Source organism: Mesorhizobium sp. IMUNJ 23232 (assembly GCF_044326205.1).
Lineage (GTDB): Bacteria > Pseudomonadota > Alphaproteobacteria > Rhizobiales > Rhizobiaceae > Kumtagia.
Genome location: NZ_JBIRCY010000064.1, coordinates 1 through 16,929, shown reverse-complemented (window position 1 = coordinate 16,929; position 16,929 = coordinate 1). Strand labels below are relative to the sequence as shown.

General features: G+C 60.4%; 18 protein-coding genes. 15 read left to right on the top strand and 3 right to left on the bottom strand.

Features of this window, described 5'->3' with window-relative positions:
* Positions 1-829 precede the first annotated feature (829 nt).
* Genes ACH196_RS31100 through ACH196_RS31090 form a run of 3 tightly spaced genes read right to left on the bottom strand, consistent with a single transcriptional unit; the run spans position 830 to position 2,657 of the window.
* Entirely contained in the window at positions 830-1,483 is a 654-nt protein-coding gene (locus tag ACH196_RS31100) for a thermonuclease family protein (protein ID WP_396650720.1), read from the bottom strand.
* A gap of 38 nt (positions 1,484-1,521) precedes the next feature.
* Positions 1,522-2,058, bottom strand: coding sequence for a thermonuclease family protein (locus ACH196_RS31095; RefSeq protein ID WP_396650719.1), 537 nt, complete (start codon positions 2,056-2,058; stop codon positions 1,522-1,524).
* A complete protein-coding gene (locus tag ACH196_RS31090) occupies positions 2,055-2,657 on the bottom strand; it encodes a hypothetical protein (protein WP_396650742.1) in 603 nt (200 codons plus the stop codon). Before ACH196_RS31090 ends, ACH196_RS31095 begins: the two co-directional genes overlap by 4 nt.
* A gap of 191 nt (positions 2,658-2,848) precedes the next feature.
* On the opposite strand from ACH196_RS31090, the gene ACH196_RS31085 reads away from it, so the two are divergent.
* From ACH196_RS31085 to ACH196_RS31015, 15 genes are all read left to right on the top strand, one after another.
* Complete coding sequence (locus tag ACH196_RS31085) at positions 2,849-3,685, top strand: lytic transglycosylase domain-containing protein (RefSeq protein ID WP_396650741.1); 837 nt, start codon at positions 2,849-2,851, stop codon at positions 3,683-3,685.
* A 12-nt stretch (positions 3,686-3,697) separates the two neighbouring features.
* Positions 3,698-4,033, top strand: a complete 336-nt coding sequence (locus tag ACH196_RS31080) for a TrbC/VirB2 family protein (RefSeq protein ID WP_396650718.1) — start codon at positions 3,698-3,700, stop codon at positions 4,031-4,033.
* Positions 4,034-4,036: 3 nt separating this feature from the next.
* Positions 4,037-4,336 (top strand): type IV secretion system protein VirB3, encoded by a 300-nt coding sequence (locus ACH196_RS31075; protein WP_396650717.1) that lies wholly within the window; start codon positions 4,037-4,039, stop codon positions 4,334-4,336.
* A 2-nt stretch (positions 4,337-4,338) separates the two neighbouring features.
* On the top strand, positions 4,339-6,753 hold the full coding sequence (locus tag ACH196_RS31070; protein WP_396650716.1) for a VirB4 family type IV secretion/conjugal transfer ATPase: 2,415 nt from the start codon (positions 4,339-4,341) through the stop codon (positions 6,751-6,753).
* Entirely contained in the window at positions 6,750-7,814 is a 1,065-nt protein-coding gene (locus tag ACH196_RS31065) for a lytic transglycosylase domain-containing protein (RefSeq protein WP_396650715.1), read from the top strand. Before ACH196_RS31070 ends, ACH196_RS31065 begins: the two co-directional genes overlap by 4 nt.
* 11 nt (positions 7,815-7,825) lie before the next feature.
* Positions 7,826-8,524, top strand: a complete 699-nt coding sequence (locus tag ACH196_RS31060) for a type IV secretion system protein (RefSeq protein ID WP_396650714.1) — start codon at positions 7,826-7,828, stop codon at positions 8,522-8,524.
* Entirely contained in the window at positions 8,521-8,745 is a 225-nt protein-coding gene (locus ACH196_RS31055; RefSeq protein WP_396650713.1) for a hypothetical protein, read from the top strand. Before ACH196_RS31060 ends, ACH196_RS31055 begins: the two co-directional genes overlap by 4 nt.
* A gap of 9 nt (positions 8,746-8,754) precedes the next feature.
* Positions 8,755-9,765 (top strand): type IV secretion system protein, encoded by a 1,011-nt coding sequence (locus ACH196_RS31050; protein WP_396650712.1) that lies wholly within the window; start codon positions 8,755-8,757, stop codon positions 9,763-9,765.
* A gap of 44 nt (positions 9,766-9,809) precedes the next feature.
* Positions 9,810-10,505, top strand: a complete 696-nt coding sequence (locus ACH196_RS31045) for a virB8 family protein (RefSeq protein WP_396650711.1) — start codon at positions 9,810-9,812, stop codon at positions 10,503-10,505.
* Positions 10,502-11,311 (top strand): TrbG/VirB9 family P-type conjugative transfer protein, encoded by an 810-nt coding sequence (locus ACH196_RS31040; protein WP_396650710.1) that lies wholly within the window; start codon positions 10,502-10,504, stop codon positions 11,309-11,311. The genes ACH196_RS31045 and ACH196_RS31040 overlap by 4 nt, the downstream gene beginning before the upstream one ends.
* Positions 11,311-12,525: a type IV secretion system protein VirB10 gene (gene virB10 / locus ACH196_RS31035; protein WP_396650709.1), complete on the top strand. Its 1,215-nt coding sequence runs from the start codon at positions 11,311-11,313 to the stop codon at positions 12,523-12,525. The genes ACH196_RS31040 and virB10 overlap by 1 nt, the downstream gene beginning before the upstream one ends.
* Positions 12,506-13,537 carry a P-type DNA transfer ATPase VirB11 gene (gene virB11, locus ACH196_RS31030; RefSeq protein WP_396650708.1) on the top strand — a complete coding sequence of 344 codons (1,032 nt, stop codon included), beginning with the start codon at positions 12,506-12,508 and terminating at the stop codon, positions 13,535-13,537. The genes virB10 and virB11 overlap by 20 nt, the downstream gene beginning before the upstream one ends.
* Positions 13,534-15,573, top strand: coding sequence for a type IV secretory system conjugative DNA transfer family protein (locus ACH196_RS31025; protein ID WP_396650707.1), 2,040 nt, complete (start codon positions 13,534-13,536; stop codon positions 15,571-15,573). The genes virB11 and ACH196_RS31025 overlap by 4 nt, the downstream gene beginning before the upstream one ends.
* Before the next feature lie 81 nt (positions 15,574-15,654).
* Positions 15,655-16,308, top strand: coding sequence for a DUF433 domain-containing protein (locus ACH196_RS31020; RefSeq protein WP_396650706.1), 654 nt, complete (start codon positions 15,655-15,657; stop codon positions 16,306-16,308).
* Complete coding sequence (locus ACH196_RS31015) at positions 16,305-16,721, top strand: DUF5615 family PIN-like protein (RefSeq protein ID WP_396650705.1); 417 nt, start codon at positions 16,305-16,307, stop codon at positions 16,719-16,721. The genes ACH196_RS31020 and ACH196_RS31015 overlap by 4 nt, the downstream gene beginning before the upstream one ends.
* Positions 16,722-16,929 lie beyond the last annotated feature (208 nt).

The following is a 16,929-nucleotide window of genomic DNA, read 5'->3' as shown; positions in this document are numbered from 1 at the left end:
TGCGGAGCGTCGTCGACTGGCGGCCAAGAACCGACTGGGAACTAGAAGCCAAGATTATCTATCTGACAGCCGTGATAATTGCTCAGCCTCGATCGCTGACATCGGCAGATGTCGCCCGGGCACGATCGACACTGCCTAAACATCGATTAGATGACTAGACTTGCGTGTCTATGGCCGCAATTTTATGCCTATCCAGCGCCTTTGCGAGTACGCAAAGTCAGGTGCGTCAACTGCTCCTACGAGGCAATCAGATCGGCTTCGGGTGCTATTCAGGGACGCAGGGTCACGACGCCAACGTCGGCATGAGTGGCCTGTGCGACCTCACCTCCGCAGATTGAACCAGTGTCGCGTGAGGTCGCCCTCATCATCGCGAATGTCGAAGTAGTACGGATCGTGTCGCAGCGGCCGGGGCATAGTAGTGGTTTCCTGGCAACCATCGCGACCGCCGTAAGCCGACGGACAGCTACTGCGAACCCGAATACAGACATCTCTCATGCCAGTGCGATAATCGTGCCCGCTTGACCCGACGCTCCATCCTTCCGGACACTCGTCATATACCTCGTAGCCGGGCCGGCCAGTTCCAGCCTCGGGGCATGTTGGCCACAAAAACCCCGGCCTGTTCATTGCTGAGATCAATCGGACCATCGGAGGGTGACACGCCGGCACGCCGCGCCAGCCCGGGCTCGACGACGATGCGCACAGGAGCACTTCACACCCCCATTCGCTCGCCGCGGCACGGCCCACGAACGATGTCCACGTTGCCGCGCAAAGGATTGTCGCTGTCGTGATCAGCTTGACCCGGTTCATGAGCGCGTCTCCTTCGATCAACCTATCGGTCTGTTTGCTTCGGACGCCTGCGTGCCTCCTCGAACGGCGGCGAAATTTCGCTTTCACGTTCGGCAAGCAGGTTGAAATCAGCGATCGGACGTCTTGCGAGCGTCCGGTCCAGCGCTTTGCGCCGCCACTCCGGCATATCGAGCACATAAGTTGCCCACATCCCGTACCGGGCTGACATGGCGTAGTTCTGCCAGGTCAGATATTCGGCTGGCGCCGCCGAGTTCACGCGGGCCCAGCCGACGCGCACCATCTCCAGGGCCAGATCGCGGCTGCGTACCGTGCAATAGCCGAGGAGGGTGCCATTGGAATCATACGCCCGACCGATACAGGTCACTTGGGCGCTGCCAACCGTGCGTTTCAACCACGCCTTCGCCAGAGGGCCGCACGGCACCGGCTTCGGGATTGCGCTTTCGCCAGGGCGGCGAGGATCGTAGGCCCATTGCGGCAACGCACAGGCATCGATCGACGCCAGGCGCACCTTCTGCCGGCCCGTCGGGAACCAAAGCGTTTGGCCATCGATGACAGATGTCCGGCCGGAGATTCTTTTTGTCTCACTCATTTCGGAAACCGATCCCGCTCCGGCGGAAGACCGTTTTTGAACGTGCAGGATGTCCGCTGCGTGGGCCGGATAGGGCAGGGCGGTCATCAGTAGAGCCGCGACTCTCGATCTGACGGCAGCCGACGTCATGGTGAGGCCCCTCCATCGGCAGCACGCTGACCGAGCAGGAGCGCAGGGTGCTGGACATCGTCGAATTGCCAGAGGCCGACCTTCTTTTCCCGCACGGCCTGCTCCATCACGGCGTAGGGCGTGTGGTGGGGCAGGCCGCGCTCGTCTAGGGAGGCGAAGGCAAAGCCGGAGGAGATCATCAAATTGGCGAGATCCAGCCGGTCTCTCCCGATCGTTGCATAGCAGGATGCAAAGACTGTTCCGGCCGATTGCGCGACCTGCGCACAGACGGGATGGGTATCTGCTATGTAGGCCGCTAGCACGGCCAGGGAGGCCTCGCCACAGTCGCGGCGAACGCCCGCCTTATCGGTATAGGCTGTTCCACGCAGACAGGCTTGCACGCCGAAGAGGCGGAAGTGTCGGCCACTATCCTGCCAGCTGTCTCCGCTTTCAAGCGTCACACCTGGTTTCAGTTCGAAGTAACCCTCCGGCGGTGCGGCCGTTGCCGGCGTCAAACCGACGGCCAGCGACAGGAAGAGGGCAGGAGTCCTCATTGTCCTGCAACCCTTGGATCCGCCCACATGCCGTAGCCACGCCGACCGATGTTTTCGGCCTCCTTCAGGTCGGCTCTTAGAGGTGTTCCGTCAGGTTTTTTTGTTATGCGGTGGCTGCCGACCGAGACCAGTTGCTCCTCGAACATGTCGATCGAGTCGACGCTGCCCGGATAATTGTAGTAGCCGTAGCAGGTTGCGTCCTGCGCCCGCGCGCCGGTCTCGCTGACAAAGGCGCGGCAGTAGATCACACGTGGCGACTGGAGCAACGTCGCCAGACCCTGGCGAGCATAGTCGTTACAGGACCCGGCAAACCCCTCCTTGCGATTGACCATGTCGCCATTGCACGGCTCGATGCCGTACAGATGAACTGTCAGATTGGCGTCTACCTGGAAGTCGGTGGCGGAGACGGCCTTAAACCCGGAAGCTGACGCAAAGCCTTTGCGCTCCGATACTTTCCCTTGGCCGTCATAGTACTCCATGACCAAGACAGACTTTCCGGGCGCGGCCAATGATCGGACATAGGCTTCGTCCACTGGCCCGGCCGCATAGGCCGGCAAGCATGCGCTGATCGCTGCCACGCAACCGACCGCTCGCTTCATTTTCAGTCGCCTCCAGGTTGTCACATTGGTCGACATTGAACTGCGTACCTCCTTTTTGCAAGAAAAAATCACAATTAAATTGACATTGTTTTTTCTCTCGCCTAACCATGTCAGCATCTGTCGTGACAAGGTTTTGGATACGGCCAATGGCGAGGCAAGTGGAATCACCGTCGATAACGGCTCTCTTGGCGGTGACAATCCTCACGAGCGTATGCGTCACGCCAGCCGAAGTAACACTGGCCTCCGAATTGTCCACAGCCACGTCTCTCCAGCCAAGCGACACTGGTAAAAATGCGCAAAAGAATGGTGTTTCGTCCTCAGCTGCCACAGTGACCGAAGCACGTTGGGCGCGGCTGCCCGACGACTATGTGCTGGGGGAGGGTGGTCAGTTTGTTCCTCAAAACCGGGCGGCCAAGTTGATCGGAATGCCAGCAGCCGGGGTCGTCGGGTTCGAATTCGACGACAGTCATTTTGATAGTGGCATTCAGCCTGACGCGCTTGAGTGCGGTCCATCGCCCGCGACACAAGCTGAAATCACGCGCCTCGTGGTCGAGGCGGCAGAGCGGCACAATGTCGATGCGGATTTCGCCGTCGCGGTTGTGACCGCCGAAAGCCGGCTCGATCGGCTGCGCAATTCGCCCAAAGGCGCGCGCGGACCGATGCAACTTATGCCGGCGACAGCCGAGCGATTCGGTGTGACCGATATCTGCGATCCGGAAGAGAATATCGATGGAGGGGTCCGCTACCTTCGCGAGCTAGACGACGAATTCCGCAATCCGCTTCTCGTCGCCGCTGCCTACAACGCCGGCGAGGGACGCGTGCGCGAGCATGGCGGAATTCCGCCCTTCAAGGAAACGATCGCATACGTCGCCAAGGTTCTCAACATCGAGGTGGGCCTTGAGGGCAACGGCGCGACGGCAGCTGAACCGCATAGCGGAGCCGACAATCCGCGGCCGTCGTCGCATGCAGCGGGAGTCATCACGTCGCGCAAACGCCGCCAATGGGTCGGCGGGGTCATGCATTTCTAGTCGGAGGTCACCATGAACGACGTTTCCTATTCGCTCGCAGCTCGGCCAGTACCAATTCCGATAGCATTCGTCACGATGCTCTCCATCTGCCTGGTGTTCGCAGAGCCGGCATTCGCGCAATCCTCTGGTGCCTTTGCGCCGCTGGAAACCGCAGTTCAGATAATCGTGGATTTCATCACCGGGCCGTTCGGACGGCTTCTCGCCATCATCGCGGTGATCGCGCTCGGTTTCCTCGCTTTCGCCGGACGTCTGTCCTGGTTCACTGCCGGCGCGGTGGTGCTTGGCATCGGCCTTGTCTTTGGCGCGCCGGCGATCGTGGACGAGATGATCGCGGCCGTAGGGAAGTGAGCCATGGTCGAGTTCACCGACGAAAAACCCCATCTGACGCCGCTTGTGATCGGCCTCACACGACCGCCAATGATGTGGGGGATCCCGCTCAATGCCTTCTACATAATCGTTGGCGTGATGCTGATTGCCTTTCTGGTCAGCGGGAGCTTCTGGTCGGCGCTAATCGCGCCGGTGATCTACCTCGCGCTCTTCGCCTTCTGCAGTCGCGACATCCGGATCCTTGATCTTGCCCAGGTGGTCGGCCGACGCACACCGCGGAGGCCCAACAGGCTTTTTTGGCGCACGAACTCGTACGGACCCTGACCATGTTGAACGTCGTCGCCGAAGAGTTGGGATTCGGACGCGAGCGTCGCCGAGAGCGGCCAATGTCGACCCACATTCCGTATTTGCGTCATGTCGCGGACAACGTGATCGGCCTCGAAAGCGGGGCAATCCTTTCGGTGATCAAGCTGGACGGATTGTTCTTCCAGACGGAGGACCAAGCCGAGCTCAATATGCGTGCGACCGTCCAGAACACGCTGATCCGCGCGCTCGGCTCGAGCCGCTATTCGCTCTGGTCGACGGTGATCCGCAAGGAGGTCAAGCCCTCGCTCGGTGGGACCTTCTCGAACCCGTTCTGCGATCTTCTGAACACCCGCTACATCGCGTCGCTGCGCGACAAGCGCATGTTCACCAACGAACTCTATCTCACGATCATCCGATCAGGGATGCGTGGCGCGCTAGGTGCCGCCGAAGGTTTTTCTCGACTACTCGACCGGTCCTCCGGCAGAGAAGTCCTTGAGCAGCGGCTGCACGAACGCATCAATGAACTCGAAGAGATCGTGGGCAACGTCACGCGTGAGCTGCAAAAGTACGGCGCGCGTCCGCTCGGCGTCGTCTACCGGGACGCCGAGCCGTACTCGGAACCCTGCGCCTTCATCAACACGCTGCTCACCTGCGGCGTCGCGCGCGAGATGCGCCTGCCCCGCATGAGTATCCGCGGCTATGTCGGTACGTCGCGTCTGCATTTCTCGAAGCGGACATTGCAAGCACAGGGTCCGACCGAGGCGGAAAACCGCTTCGGCGCGATGCTGTCGATAAAGGAGTATCCCCCGTTTTCCGGACCTGGGATGCTCGATGGGCTCCTGCAGATGAACCACGAGTTCATCTGCACCCAGTCGTTCACTCTTGCCGACAAGCCGATCGCGCAGGAGCGTATTTCGCGGCTCCAACGTCAGATTCACGCATCGGACGAATCGGGCAGCACCGTCGAGACCGATATCGATTTCGCACTGAACAGCCTGCTCAACCAGGAAGCCGTCTTTGGCTATCACCATTTTAGCCTGTTGTGCCTGTCGCGCGACCTCGGTGGCCTCGACAAGGCCGTCGCCGAACTCGGCTCCTGTCTGACCGACATGAACATCAACTGGCTGCGCGAGGACCTCAACATGGAGGCCTCGTTCTGGGCGCAACTGCCGGGCAACCACGCCTACATCGCCCGCTCCTGCATGCTGTCGAGCGCAAATTTTTCCGGCTTCTCGTCGCTGCACAATTTCGCGACCGGCTCGTTTCGTGGCAACCATTGGGGACTGCCGATTTCGATCCTCGAAACGACCTCGCAGACGCCGTACTGGTTCAACTTCCATCAGCGCGACATCGGACACTTTCTGGTGACCGGCCCTACCGGTTCAGGCAAGACCGTTGCGCTGACCTTCCTGCTTGCTCAGGCTTTCCGGATATCGCCTGAGCCGCGAGCCGTCTTCTTCGACAAGGACCGCGGCGCCGAAATCTTCATTCGTGCCGTCGGCGGCGACTACGAAGTGCTCCAGCCCGGCATCGCCACCGGCTTCAATCCACTGCAACTGGAAAACACCGCAACAAATCGCGAATTCCTGCATCGGCTCCTCAAGGCCATGCTCGATACCACCGACGGCCACGGGTTCAGCCAGGAAGAAGACGATACGCTGGAGCGGGCGATCGGGCGCATCTGCCAGGAGCCGGTCGAACAGCGCACGCTCGCCAATCTTTCCGGCCTGTTGATGGGTCGCGCGCGCTCCAACGCCAACGATCTCCAGTCACGTCTGCGTCCATGGTTCGAGGGCGAGAAGGCTTGGCTCTTCAATGCGTCGCAGGACGTTTTATCGTTCTCGGGCCGCCGAATTTTCGGCTTCGACATGACGCACATCCTCGACAACGCGGAGGTACGCACGCCGGCGCTGATGTACCTCTATCATCGGCTGGACGAGCTGCTGACCGGCGAGCCCGTGCTCATTTTCATGGATGAGGGTTGGAAACTTCTCCAGGATCCCATCTTCTCCAACTACATCGTCGACAAAATGAAGACGATCCGGAAGCTCAACGGGATCGTCGGGTTCGGGACCCAATCCGCAGCTGACATTGCACGCTCGCCGCAATCGCACACGCTGATCGAGCAATCCGCGACCAATCTGCACTTTCCCAATCCGCGTGCGGACGAGGAAAGTTACATCCGGCGCTTCGGACTGACCGCCAAGGAGTACGCCTTCATTCGCAACACTCCGCCCGAGCGGCGGACATTTTTGATCAAGCACGGCAACGACTCCGTCATCGCCAGGCTCGACCTTACCTCCATGCCGGATCTCGTACGCGTGATGTCCGGCCGCAAGGAGACTATCGAGCAATGTGCAGCACTTCGCGCGCAGCTCGGTGACGATCCGGCGAACTGGTTGCCTGTGTTGTGCGGTTGGGAGCGAGCGGCATGATCAGAAGCCTTTCCATCGTTCTGGTCTTTGCAGCATCGCCTGCATTGGCCGATATCCCCACCATCGACGGCACTGTGCTCGATGAGCGCGAGGATCGCGACCGGAAAACCGGCGAGATCGAGAAGGTCGACGAGGAGCGCTACGTCAACAATCGGAGCGTCACCTGCTCCATGTACCGGCCAGGCCGGAGGGATGATCCGGTCGCCGCGGCCAACGCCAATCCGGCGATCGCCGGCCTCGTCCGCAGGATTGCCCGAGAGGAGGGCGTCGATGAGAACCAGTTCCTGGCGCTCGTCTATCAGGAAAGCCGCTTCAACCCTTGTGCCAAATCGCCAGCAGGCGCGATCGGCCTTGCCCAGCTGATGCCGGGAACGGCGGGTGACCTCGGGGTCGATCCCTACAACATCGAGCAGAATTTGCGCGGCGGCGCGCGCTACTACAAGCAGCAGCTTCGAAAGTACGACGGCAATGTCTCCCTGGCGCTTGCCGCTTACAACGCCGGCGCGGGCAACGTGAACAAATATGGCGGCCTCCCACCATTCGAGGAGACGCAGGGCTATGTCGCCAACATAACCCAAAAATGGCTTCCGGCCTTCGGCGGCTCGGACAAGTCCGGCATTCCGCTCAACTATGGCGGTGGCGGCGCCTACGCGGGCGCACGGACCAGCACCATGAACGCAATGGGACTGACCGCGGCGATCGGGGAGGGGTCCGGCGATGTCACGTCCTGGCTGTCGCAACTCGGCGACATGGGCTCCAGCACGATCCAGGAGAGTTGGGATCATAATTCGGGTGCCCGTAATACGAACATCGAGCTCATCAACCGCCTGATCCTGCTCTCCACGGCGTTTGCCGATCTCACCAATTCCAGCAACGCCATGACGCTGGGCGACCTGTCCGGAACGAGCAAATCTACCCGTTACGAGACGGGTAACGACGATGACGATCGGCCGGTGGCCGGCTTCTGCGACGACCGCGAAGGCTTCGTTTGGGATGCCGACGCAAAGGCATGTGTCCAACCCATTGATGCGCAGACGGAACTGCTTCTCGAGACTCAGTGATGGAGATCGATATGAAACGTTCATTGGCAATCTTGACTCTGATCGGCGCAGGCATGACGCCAGCGGCAGCCGATATCCCGGTCATCGACAAGACAAATTACGCGGTCGCGCGCGACACCGCCGAAAAGACCGGCAAGATTCTCGATACGAACAAGGAAATCCTCACGACGGTCGAGGAGACCCTGAAGGCCGTCACCGGCGACCGCGGCGGCGACGCTGGCCCCCTGAAGGATATCGCGATCGGCAACGGTTTTAGCGTCTCGTCCATGCCGTCCTTGGACAGCATCCTGAAGAGCGGAATCGCCGATTTCGGATCGCTCGATCCCAAGGTCGTGGAAGCCGCGACGCTTTTCATCAACGGTCTTCAACTCGTGCGCTCCCTGTCGGGCAAGGACAATAGCTCGCTTGCCAGCGACAAATCCTACGAGGAACTCATGAAGACGGTCATGGGCGTCTCGGCTCTGATCACCGGTTCTCAAGCTGCGGTCGAAACGCGCCGTTCCGCACTCGAAACCGCCGGCGGCGACATCGGCAAGGCTGAGGACATCAAGGGATCGATCGACCAGAATACGCAGCTTCAGGTCCAGACGGGCCTGACGTTGAACGAGATGATCGGCGTACTGAATGCCGGCGTGCAGTCGTTGCACGCCGAGAACCAGCGCAAGCTGACCGACATGTCGAACACCAAAAAAGCGCTGCAGTACGAATGAGACGCTGGCAATGCACCGCCACCGTTTTGGCGCTCGCGCTGGCCCTTCTCGCCAGCGGATGCGGCACGCCGCGCGAGAAGACGGCACCCTGCAAACGGCCGGCCAATCTGTCGAGCTACGCCAGCACGGGGGACGATTGCGGGCCGGTGATTGCGGTCAATGCAGACAGGGCCGCAGCATTGGCGGCGATCCAGGACTTTATGTCCACCCAAGAGGAATAGGGCAAGACATTGGACGATTTCATCGGCGAACTGCTGGATCGAATTGACGCTTCGGGGCAGAACTTTTCGCGAAGCGCCTATGAGGTCCTTGGCCAAGACCTGGAACCCCTGCTTCGCGTGCTCTTCATCCTTGCCGTCCTCTTCTACGGTGCACAGCTCCTGTTGGGAGCATCACGCCTGAGTGTCGCTGAGGTCGTGGGCAGGCAGGCGCGTGTTTTGACCATTCTCCTTTTGGTCTCCTCCTGGTCCAACTTCAACGATCTTGTCTACGACTGGCTGACGACGGTTCCCGAGGCAGCCGGCCGCGCCATCCTGGCGGCGTCGGGCACGGGCGTGACCGAACCTACGAATGGGCTATCGCAGATCTGGAAGACCGCGAACACGGCCGCCTCCGCCTTCTCTGAGCAGGCTGGTTACCTCTCCGTGCTGCCGGCCCTGATCGGCATGATCATCATGGTTTTTGCCGGCCTGTTCGTCGCCATCGCAATGGGCATTCTCGTGCTAGCCAAGGTCGTGCTGTGGGTGCTGCTCGGCACTGCACCAATCTTCATTGCCTGCTTCTTTTTCGATGTGACCCGTAGTTACGCCATGGGATGGCTGAATCAATCGCTGCTCTATGCGATCATTCCGCTGTTCGTCTACGTGATCGCCGCATTCCTGATCGCTGCGATGGAACCGGAGCTGACCACGATCGACAGCATCTCCGGCAATCGCGAACTGAAGCTCAGCGACTTTGCTGCTTTCATCATGCTTTGTCTTGCTGGCAGCTTCGTTCTCCTCCAGGTGCAATCCCTTGCTCAGGGCATAGCTGGCGGGTTGGCGACGCCGATCGGACCTCGTTCGCGGCAGATGACCACACGAGGAATCTTCTGGGGCCGCGAAGCGATCGGGCAATCGGCACGCCAGACACGGGCTGCCGTACATCGCGTCCAGGCTCGACTTCATTCACCCCGGCAGGATGGCGCCGGCGCCTCCATGCAGCGCGCGATCATGTCAAATGGCACGCCTCGGCAGACGTGACGCCAAGCTGATCTTGGATCCCGTACAGCACGAAAAGGGCAGGGATGGCAGACAAGTCAGAATCCGCGCTGCGGTCCTACTTCCAGCAAGGCGACATATGGGAGCAGGAGATCATCAAGCGGGCGAAGCGCTCGGCGCGCGTCGCCTGGTTCTTCTCGATCGTCTTTGCCGGGATCGCCCTGCTCAGCCTGCTCGCCGTGGTGCTGATGCTGCCGCTGAAGAGTTTCGAGCCGTACATCGTCGTTGTCGACAAAGCCACCGGCTACCTCGAGGTAAAGTCGGGGCTGACGCGACCTTCCAGTCTGACCGAGGAAACTGCCCTCACTCAGGGCAATGTCGTCCGCTTCATCACCAAGCGCGAAGGCTACGATCCCTACGCCGTCACCGAGAATTTCGGGATCGCAGCACTTCTGTCGACCGGCGACCCGGCGCGCGAACTTCAAGCCCTTTACAGTGCCGCCAATCCGCAGAACCCCACGAAGATCTATGGCCGACTGAAGAACGTCGACGTCCATATCAAGTCGGTGACGTTCCCCAACACCAGCACGGCAATCGTGCGCTTTTCGACAAACGAGCGCAGCGACACGGAATCGATCGTTCGTCATTGGATCTCGGTTGTCCGCTTCCGCTACACCGACACGCCCGTCCGCAACGAATGGCGCTTCGAGAACCCTCTCGGCTTCCAAGTCTACTCCTACCGCCGGGACCAGGAAACGGTCACCCCCGGAGATGCGCAATGAGGGGCTGCTCCTGGACGGCCGCGCTCATGCTATGCGGCTCCCTCTGGCCGGCTTTTGCCGCGCAGACCCCGAAGGGTGGCTCGCTCGATGCTCGCGTGACCAGCGTCACCTACCAGGAAAACAACGTCGTCCAAGTATTCGCCACCTACGGCATCTCGACCATGATCATCTTTGACGAGGACGAAAAATTCGAGACGATCTCGCTCGGCGACACGGAAAGCTGGCAGGTCGTCCCCGCCGAGAAGGGCAACATCCTTTTCGTCAAGCCGATCGCCAAGGACGTCGTGACGAACATGAACGTCGTCACCGACAAGCGCATTTACTATCTCGAGCTCCACGATTTCGCGCCCAAGGCCGGCCGCAAGATCTTTGGAATCCGCTTCCACTATCCGGAGAAAAACCTCAACGCCGCCTTGCGGCAGGAGGCCGAACAAAGAGCTGCCTGGCCGAACATCTCGGGCATCGACAAGGCCAACGTCAACATCGACTATTCGTTCTCGGGCGATGCCCGCCTGAAGCCGCTAATGGTCTTCGACGACGGCAACAAGACCTTCTTCAAGTTCGACCAGCGGATGCCGGCGGTCTTTGCGGTCAACTCGGATTTTTCCGAAACGCTTCGAAATTTTCGCAGGGAAGGGGAGTACATCGTCGTCGACGGGACGGCGACCCAGTTTACGCTGCGGGACGGCGACCAATGGATCTGCATCTTCAATCTCAGAAAGCCCGATTTCGCTGCACCCGATCCGGCAATCCTCGGGCCGGTCGAAGATGACAAGGCCAAGCATCGGCGTCGGAGCGGAAACTGATGAAACGCTCCCCCGAGGTCGAGGCCCTCGGTCAGGGCGACGATCCAGTCATTGCCGACAAAGCCGTTCGTCGTGGGCAACTCGTCGGTGGCGCGGTGTTGCTTTTGCTGGGCCTCGCCGCCGGCTATCTGGTTCTTGCCGGCAGGGAGCAGCCGGCTCGCGACATGCTCGATGGCGACGAGGAATTCACGACCACGACCTTTCGTCCTCCATCCTTCGTGCGCGAGGGCGAGCCTGAGCCGGAACCTCCGGCGCCGGAGATCGTCCAGATTCCGCCGCCACCGCCAGCACCTTCTGCCGAAGAGGCCGATACGACAGAGTTCGAAGTGCCACCACCCCCTGCTCCCGGCACGCCACCGCCACCGGAAGCGGTCGAAGCGCCAGTTGAAGAATTCCCCGAGCGCTTCCGCTCGAAACTGGTTGTGGTCGACAATGCATCCGCCGGCCAGCAAGGCAATTTCACCGGGAACGAAGCGGAGGGGCTCACTGTCGCCGGCGAGGATCGTAGCAGCAAGTTTCTGGCCGCGGCATCCAGCATTGGTGACCGTAGTGCCAAGGCAAAAAGGATCGAACGCATCGACGCGCTCGTTCCCGAAGGAACGCTGATCCCTGGAATTTTGGAGGCGGCCATCGTCAGCGACCTCCCGGGCCAGGTCAGGGCGATTGTCTCTCAGGACGTCTATTCCTTTGATGGGCGACGCATTCTGATCCCGACCGGCACCCGGCTCATTGGCGAGTACCAGTCCGAGATCACACGCGGCCAGACGAGGATCCTCGTCGTCTGGACACGCATGCTGCGCGATGACGGCGTGTCAGTGCGACTGAACTCGATCGGCTCCGACAGCCTGGGCCGCGCCGGCCTGACCGGGCGCGTCGACAAAAAATTCCGCGAACGCTTCGGCGCGGCCATTCTGCTCTCGATCGTCGGGGCTGGCGCTGGCTATCTGACCGGTTACGGCAGTGAGGCCGCGGCCGAGGATAACGACGATGCGCAGAACGCGGAGAAACTTGCCCGCGAGACCCTCGCGCAGACCTTCTCCGACATGGCAAACCAGGCATTGGGAGACTCCTTGCGAATCCCACCGACGATCAGCGTCAGCCAGGGCGAGCGCATCTTCGTCTTCGTCCGCCAGGACCTCGACTTTTCCGCCATGTACGAGGATCCCGTCACCGAGGCACTAAAGGAGATCCGTCGTGAACGCGGTCTCAACTGAACTTGCCTCCAACAATCGGCACTATTTTCTCTATCGCGCGCTCGCTCCGCTGAAGGCGTTTCTCAACGATCGCGATGTCGTCGAGATCTCGGTCAACCGACCGGGCCAGGCGTACGTCGAGCGGCTCGGCACTGCCCACATGGAACTCCACGAGATCCCGAGTCTCACCACGGCCGAGATCATCAATATCGGCGAACGCGTCGCGGCGAGCACAAACCAATTCGTCAGCCCGGCAAATCCTATTCTCAGTGCCGCACTGCCCACCGGCGAGCGCATCCAGATTGTCTTGCCACCTGCGGCGCCCGACGGCGGCACGCTATCGATCCGCAAGCAGGTCATCAGCGACTTCACGCTCGACGACTATCGCGATCAGGGATCGCTTGATCAGGTGGCGATCGCCGTTGGTGGACTCAGCGAGACCGACCAAGCCTTGATCGACCAGCTCTCGGCCAGGAACATCTACGGATTCATCCGCACGGCGATCGTCAACCGCGTCTCGATCCTGATCAGCGGCGGCACCTCAAGCGGTAAAACAACCTTCCTCAACGCCTGTCTCAAAACCGTTGACCCGCATGAGCGCATCATCACGCTGGAGGATACCCGCGAACTGTTTCCGCCGCAGAAGAACGCGGTCCATCTGCTCGCATCCCGCGGCGACCAGGGAACGGCCAGCGTGACGATCCAGTCGTTGCTAGAGGCTTCGCTGCGTATGCGTCCGGACCGGCTGTTCGTCGGTGAGGTGAGGGGATCGGAGGCCTTCGCGTTCCTGCGTGCCATCAACACGGGTCATCCGGGCTCGATGTCGACTGTGCATGCCGACACTCCGCTTGGCGCCTATGAGCAGCTTGCCATGATGGTTATGCAGTCAGGCTTATCGGCCGCTTACCCAAAGGTGGACCTGATCTCCTATATCCAAAGTGTCATCCCAATCGTGATCCAGCTGCGCAGGGAAGGGGGCCGTCGCGGCGTCTCTGAAATCTTCTTCGCGCGGGGCCGGGAGGATGCGCCATGACCGGGTCGCTCCGCGTCTTCTATTTCGGCTTTTGCCTGACCGTCGCCTTTGCCGTCTGGCTGCTGGCTTATGGGCTCGGTTTGCAGCTGCTCTATGGGGACGGGAGAATCCTGCAGGCAACGATTTCCACAAATCCGTTTGCCCCATTTCAGCAGCTTCTCGCCTATGGCGACAGTGGCGTCCTGCGCGTTATGGCGCTGGGTGCTCTTCTCCCAGCCGCGCTAGTTGCCGGCATCATGGCTTATGCAGGCCTTCGACCGCGCTCGAGCCCACTCGGCGACGCTCGATTCCAGACCGCGATGACGCTCCGCCGCGATGGATGGTTCAAAAGGAAAGGGAAAATCCTCGGCCGTTTCGGTCGCCAAATACTTCGTGTTGACGACGATCGTCATCACCTGATCATTGGGCCGACACGCTCGGGCAAGGGTGCGTGCTACGTTGTCCCCAATGCGCTCTCGCATGAAGGCTCGATGATCGTCACCGATCTCAAGGGCGAGATTTTTCGCAGCACTGCCGGCTATCGCAAATCGAAGGGTAGCCAGGTGTTCCTGTTCGCGCCAGGATCGGAAAGGTCGCATCGCTACAATCCGCTCGATTTCATTCGGTCGGACCGCGGTGACCGCACCACCGACATCCAGAACATCGCCGCTATCCTCGTTCCGGAAGTCACCGAATCCGAGAACTCGATCTGGCAGGCCACCGCCCAGCAGGTCATCGCCGGCGCAATCAGCTACATAAATGAAAGCGTCTTCTATAAGGGACATCGCACTCTCGGCGAGGTCACGTCCTTCTTCAACAGCGGCATAAACCTGCAGGCGATGATGTCGCTCATCAAGGAGCGTGAGCCCTATCTGTCTCGTTTTACGATAGAGAGCTTCAACGCCTACATCGCTCTCTCCGAGCGCGCCGCCGCGTCTGCGCTCCTCGATATCCAGAAAGCCCTGCGGCCGTTCCGCAACGAGCGCGTCGTGGCAGCGACATCGGTGACCGACATGGACCTGCGCGCTTTGAAGCGCCGCCCGATCTCGATCTACCTCGCCCCCAATGTCACCGACATCACCCTACTACGGCCGTTGCTCGCACTGTTCGTGCAGCAAACTCTTGACACGCTGATGCTCGGGCACGTGGAGCGTTCGGTGCCGGTGTATTTTCTGCTCGACGAGTTCCGTCAGCTAAGGAAGATGAGCGAGATCACGACCAAACTGCCCTACGTGGCTGGCTACAACGTGAAGATGGCATTCGTCATTCAGGACCTGAAGAACCTGGACGAGATCTATGGCGAGACATCCCGGCACTCATTGATGGGCAATTGCGGCTACCAGCTGGTCTTCGGCGCCAACGACCAGGTGACGGCGGAGGCCGTGTCGGAGGGCCTGGGCAAGCGCACCGTCCGCTACAAGACCGAGTCCCGCACGATTGAACTGATGGGCCTGCATCGCCGCACCAAAGTGGAGCAGTTGAGGGAGCGCGATCTCTTGATGCCGCAGGAAGTGCGGCAGATGCCGGGAGACAAGATGGTCATCCTGGCCGAGGGACAGGGGCCGATCTTCGCCGACAAGCTGCGTTTTTTCCGAACAGCGCCGTTCCGCGAGATGGAGAGGTTCTCACAGGCCCATTTGCCGGATGTGCCGGCAACTGAGTTCCTACCGCAACGACCTGTCCCGGCGACGACCGTGGCGTATGCTGGCGAAGAAGCCGGGACCGGCGAGGTTGAAAGCAAAAGGGGCGAACCGGACAAGGAGATAAAGCCTGTCGGCAAAAACGCGTCTGCTGCCTCGGGCGCCGCAGCCAGCGGCCGTGACAGGCGATCCTCAATGCCTGCTGTCAAGAGGAGTTTGACAAGAACGGACCGTTCGGGCCGCGATGCGCCTCACGCGCTCGACACGGACTTCGCAAGGGCTGCCCTGCGCCTGAAAACGCTTACGAAGACCGCAGCCAAGTCTGGAAGCCAGTGCGACAGGTCGAACAACTGGGGGCGCATATTCGATGAAACCATTCCTGACGAAATGGAGATTGCCGAGGTGGGCGCCGGTTGACAGTCCTGTGCCTGCCCATTGAAAAGCTGACGTAGCTAATATATATTCCGGTGCGTCGGAAGAATTAATTGGGAGCGCCTCATGCCCGCAGTTGCGGAAATGCTGAAGGCAACGGAGGCTGCGGTGGTCTCGCGAGTCAGCCTGCGCGACGTCAATCGAGTGATCGACGAACGCATCCTGCCGGATGCCTTCGTTTCGGTGGACAACGGCCGACGCGTCCTGGCGGGGGCATGCTCCTTCATCAGCTTCTATTTCGAAAGTGCCAAGCGCCTGACATCGGAAGAACGACTATTTGCCATCAGGACGTTCGAGCCGAAGCTTGCGCGCGCCAGCTCGCTTGCATGGACAGCGTTGTTGAAAGAAGACTGGACTATGCGCGACGACTTCCTCACGATCGACCTCGCGCCATTCCTGAAGAGCGCGAGCGAGCGGCTGTCGGATCTTTCGGCCGCCCGCGAACTCGTCACGACCACGCAGGACATTCTCGGCGGCACTCCGGTCATTAAGGGCACCCGTGTTCCAGTCTATGATGTCGCGGCATCCGTCAGCGCGGGGCATACCGTCGAGCGCATACTTGAGGCCTATCCCGGCATCGATGCCGGGAAGGTCCGGCTTGCCACCATTTACGCGGACGCAAACCCACCACGCGGGCGGCCGCGAGCAGCCACCGACCTTCCGGAGGGCTCCGTCATCATCCGCGATCACCGCGTCCCGCGTCTCAGGAAGGCGGGATGAAGCTCCTGATCGACGAATGCCTCAGCCCGGAACTGACCAAAATCGCGCATGAGAGGGGTCACGGCGAGGCCAGCCATGTCGTGTGGCTCGGCCTCGCCGGCCTCAAGGACTGGGAACTCAAACCAACTGTTCTCAACGGTGACTGGACTTTCGTGACCAAGAACTCCGCTGATTTCCGAGGACCGAAGGACAAGCCCGGCACCAAGGGACAATATGCGAATGTTGCCATCCATGCGGGACTTGTCTGCCTCAACGGCCCGCCCGGCATGGATCTCGATATGCAAGTGGAGCTTTTCGAACAGGCTCTGCGCGAGCTCGATCACGATGGGGATCTTGTCAATCAAGTCCTCGAAGTGACACTTGAAGACGAGGAGACGCTGCGCATTATCCGCTACGCGCTTCCAAAAGAGTAATCGGCTACGGATGCTTGCCTATCACTTTATTTTTTAAAATCAATCACTTAGTTCCATAAGATATGTTATGCGACTTTCTGATATTGCCGCAAAGTTAGAATGTCCTGTTTCTGCAAAGTAGGAATGTCGCTCCTGCTTTCGAGGTGCCAGTGTCCCTGCTCACATTGGGGCATTGGGGGTCAGCAGATTGGGACTAATTTTGATGAGC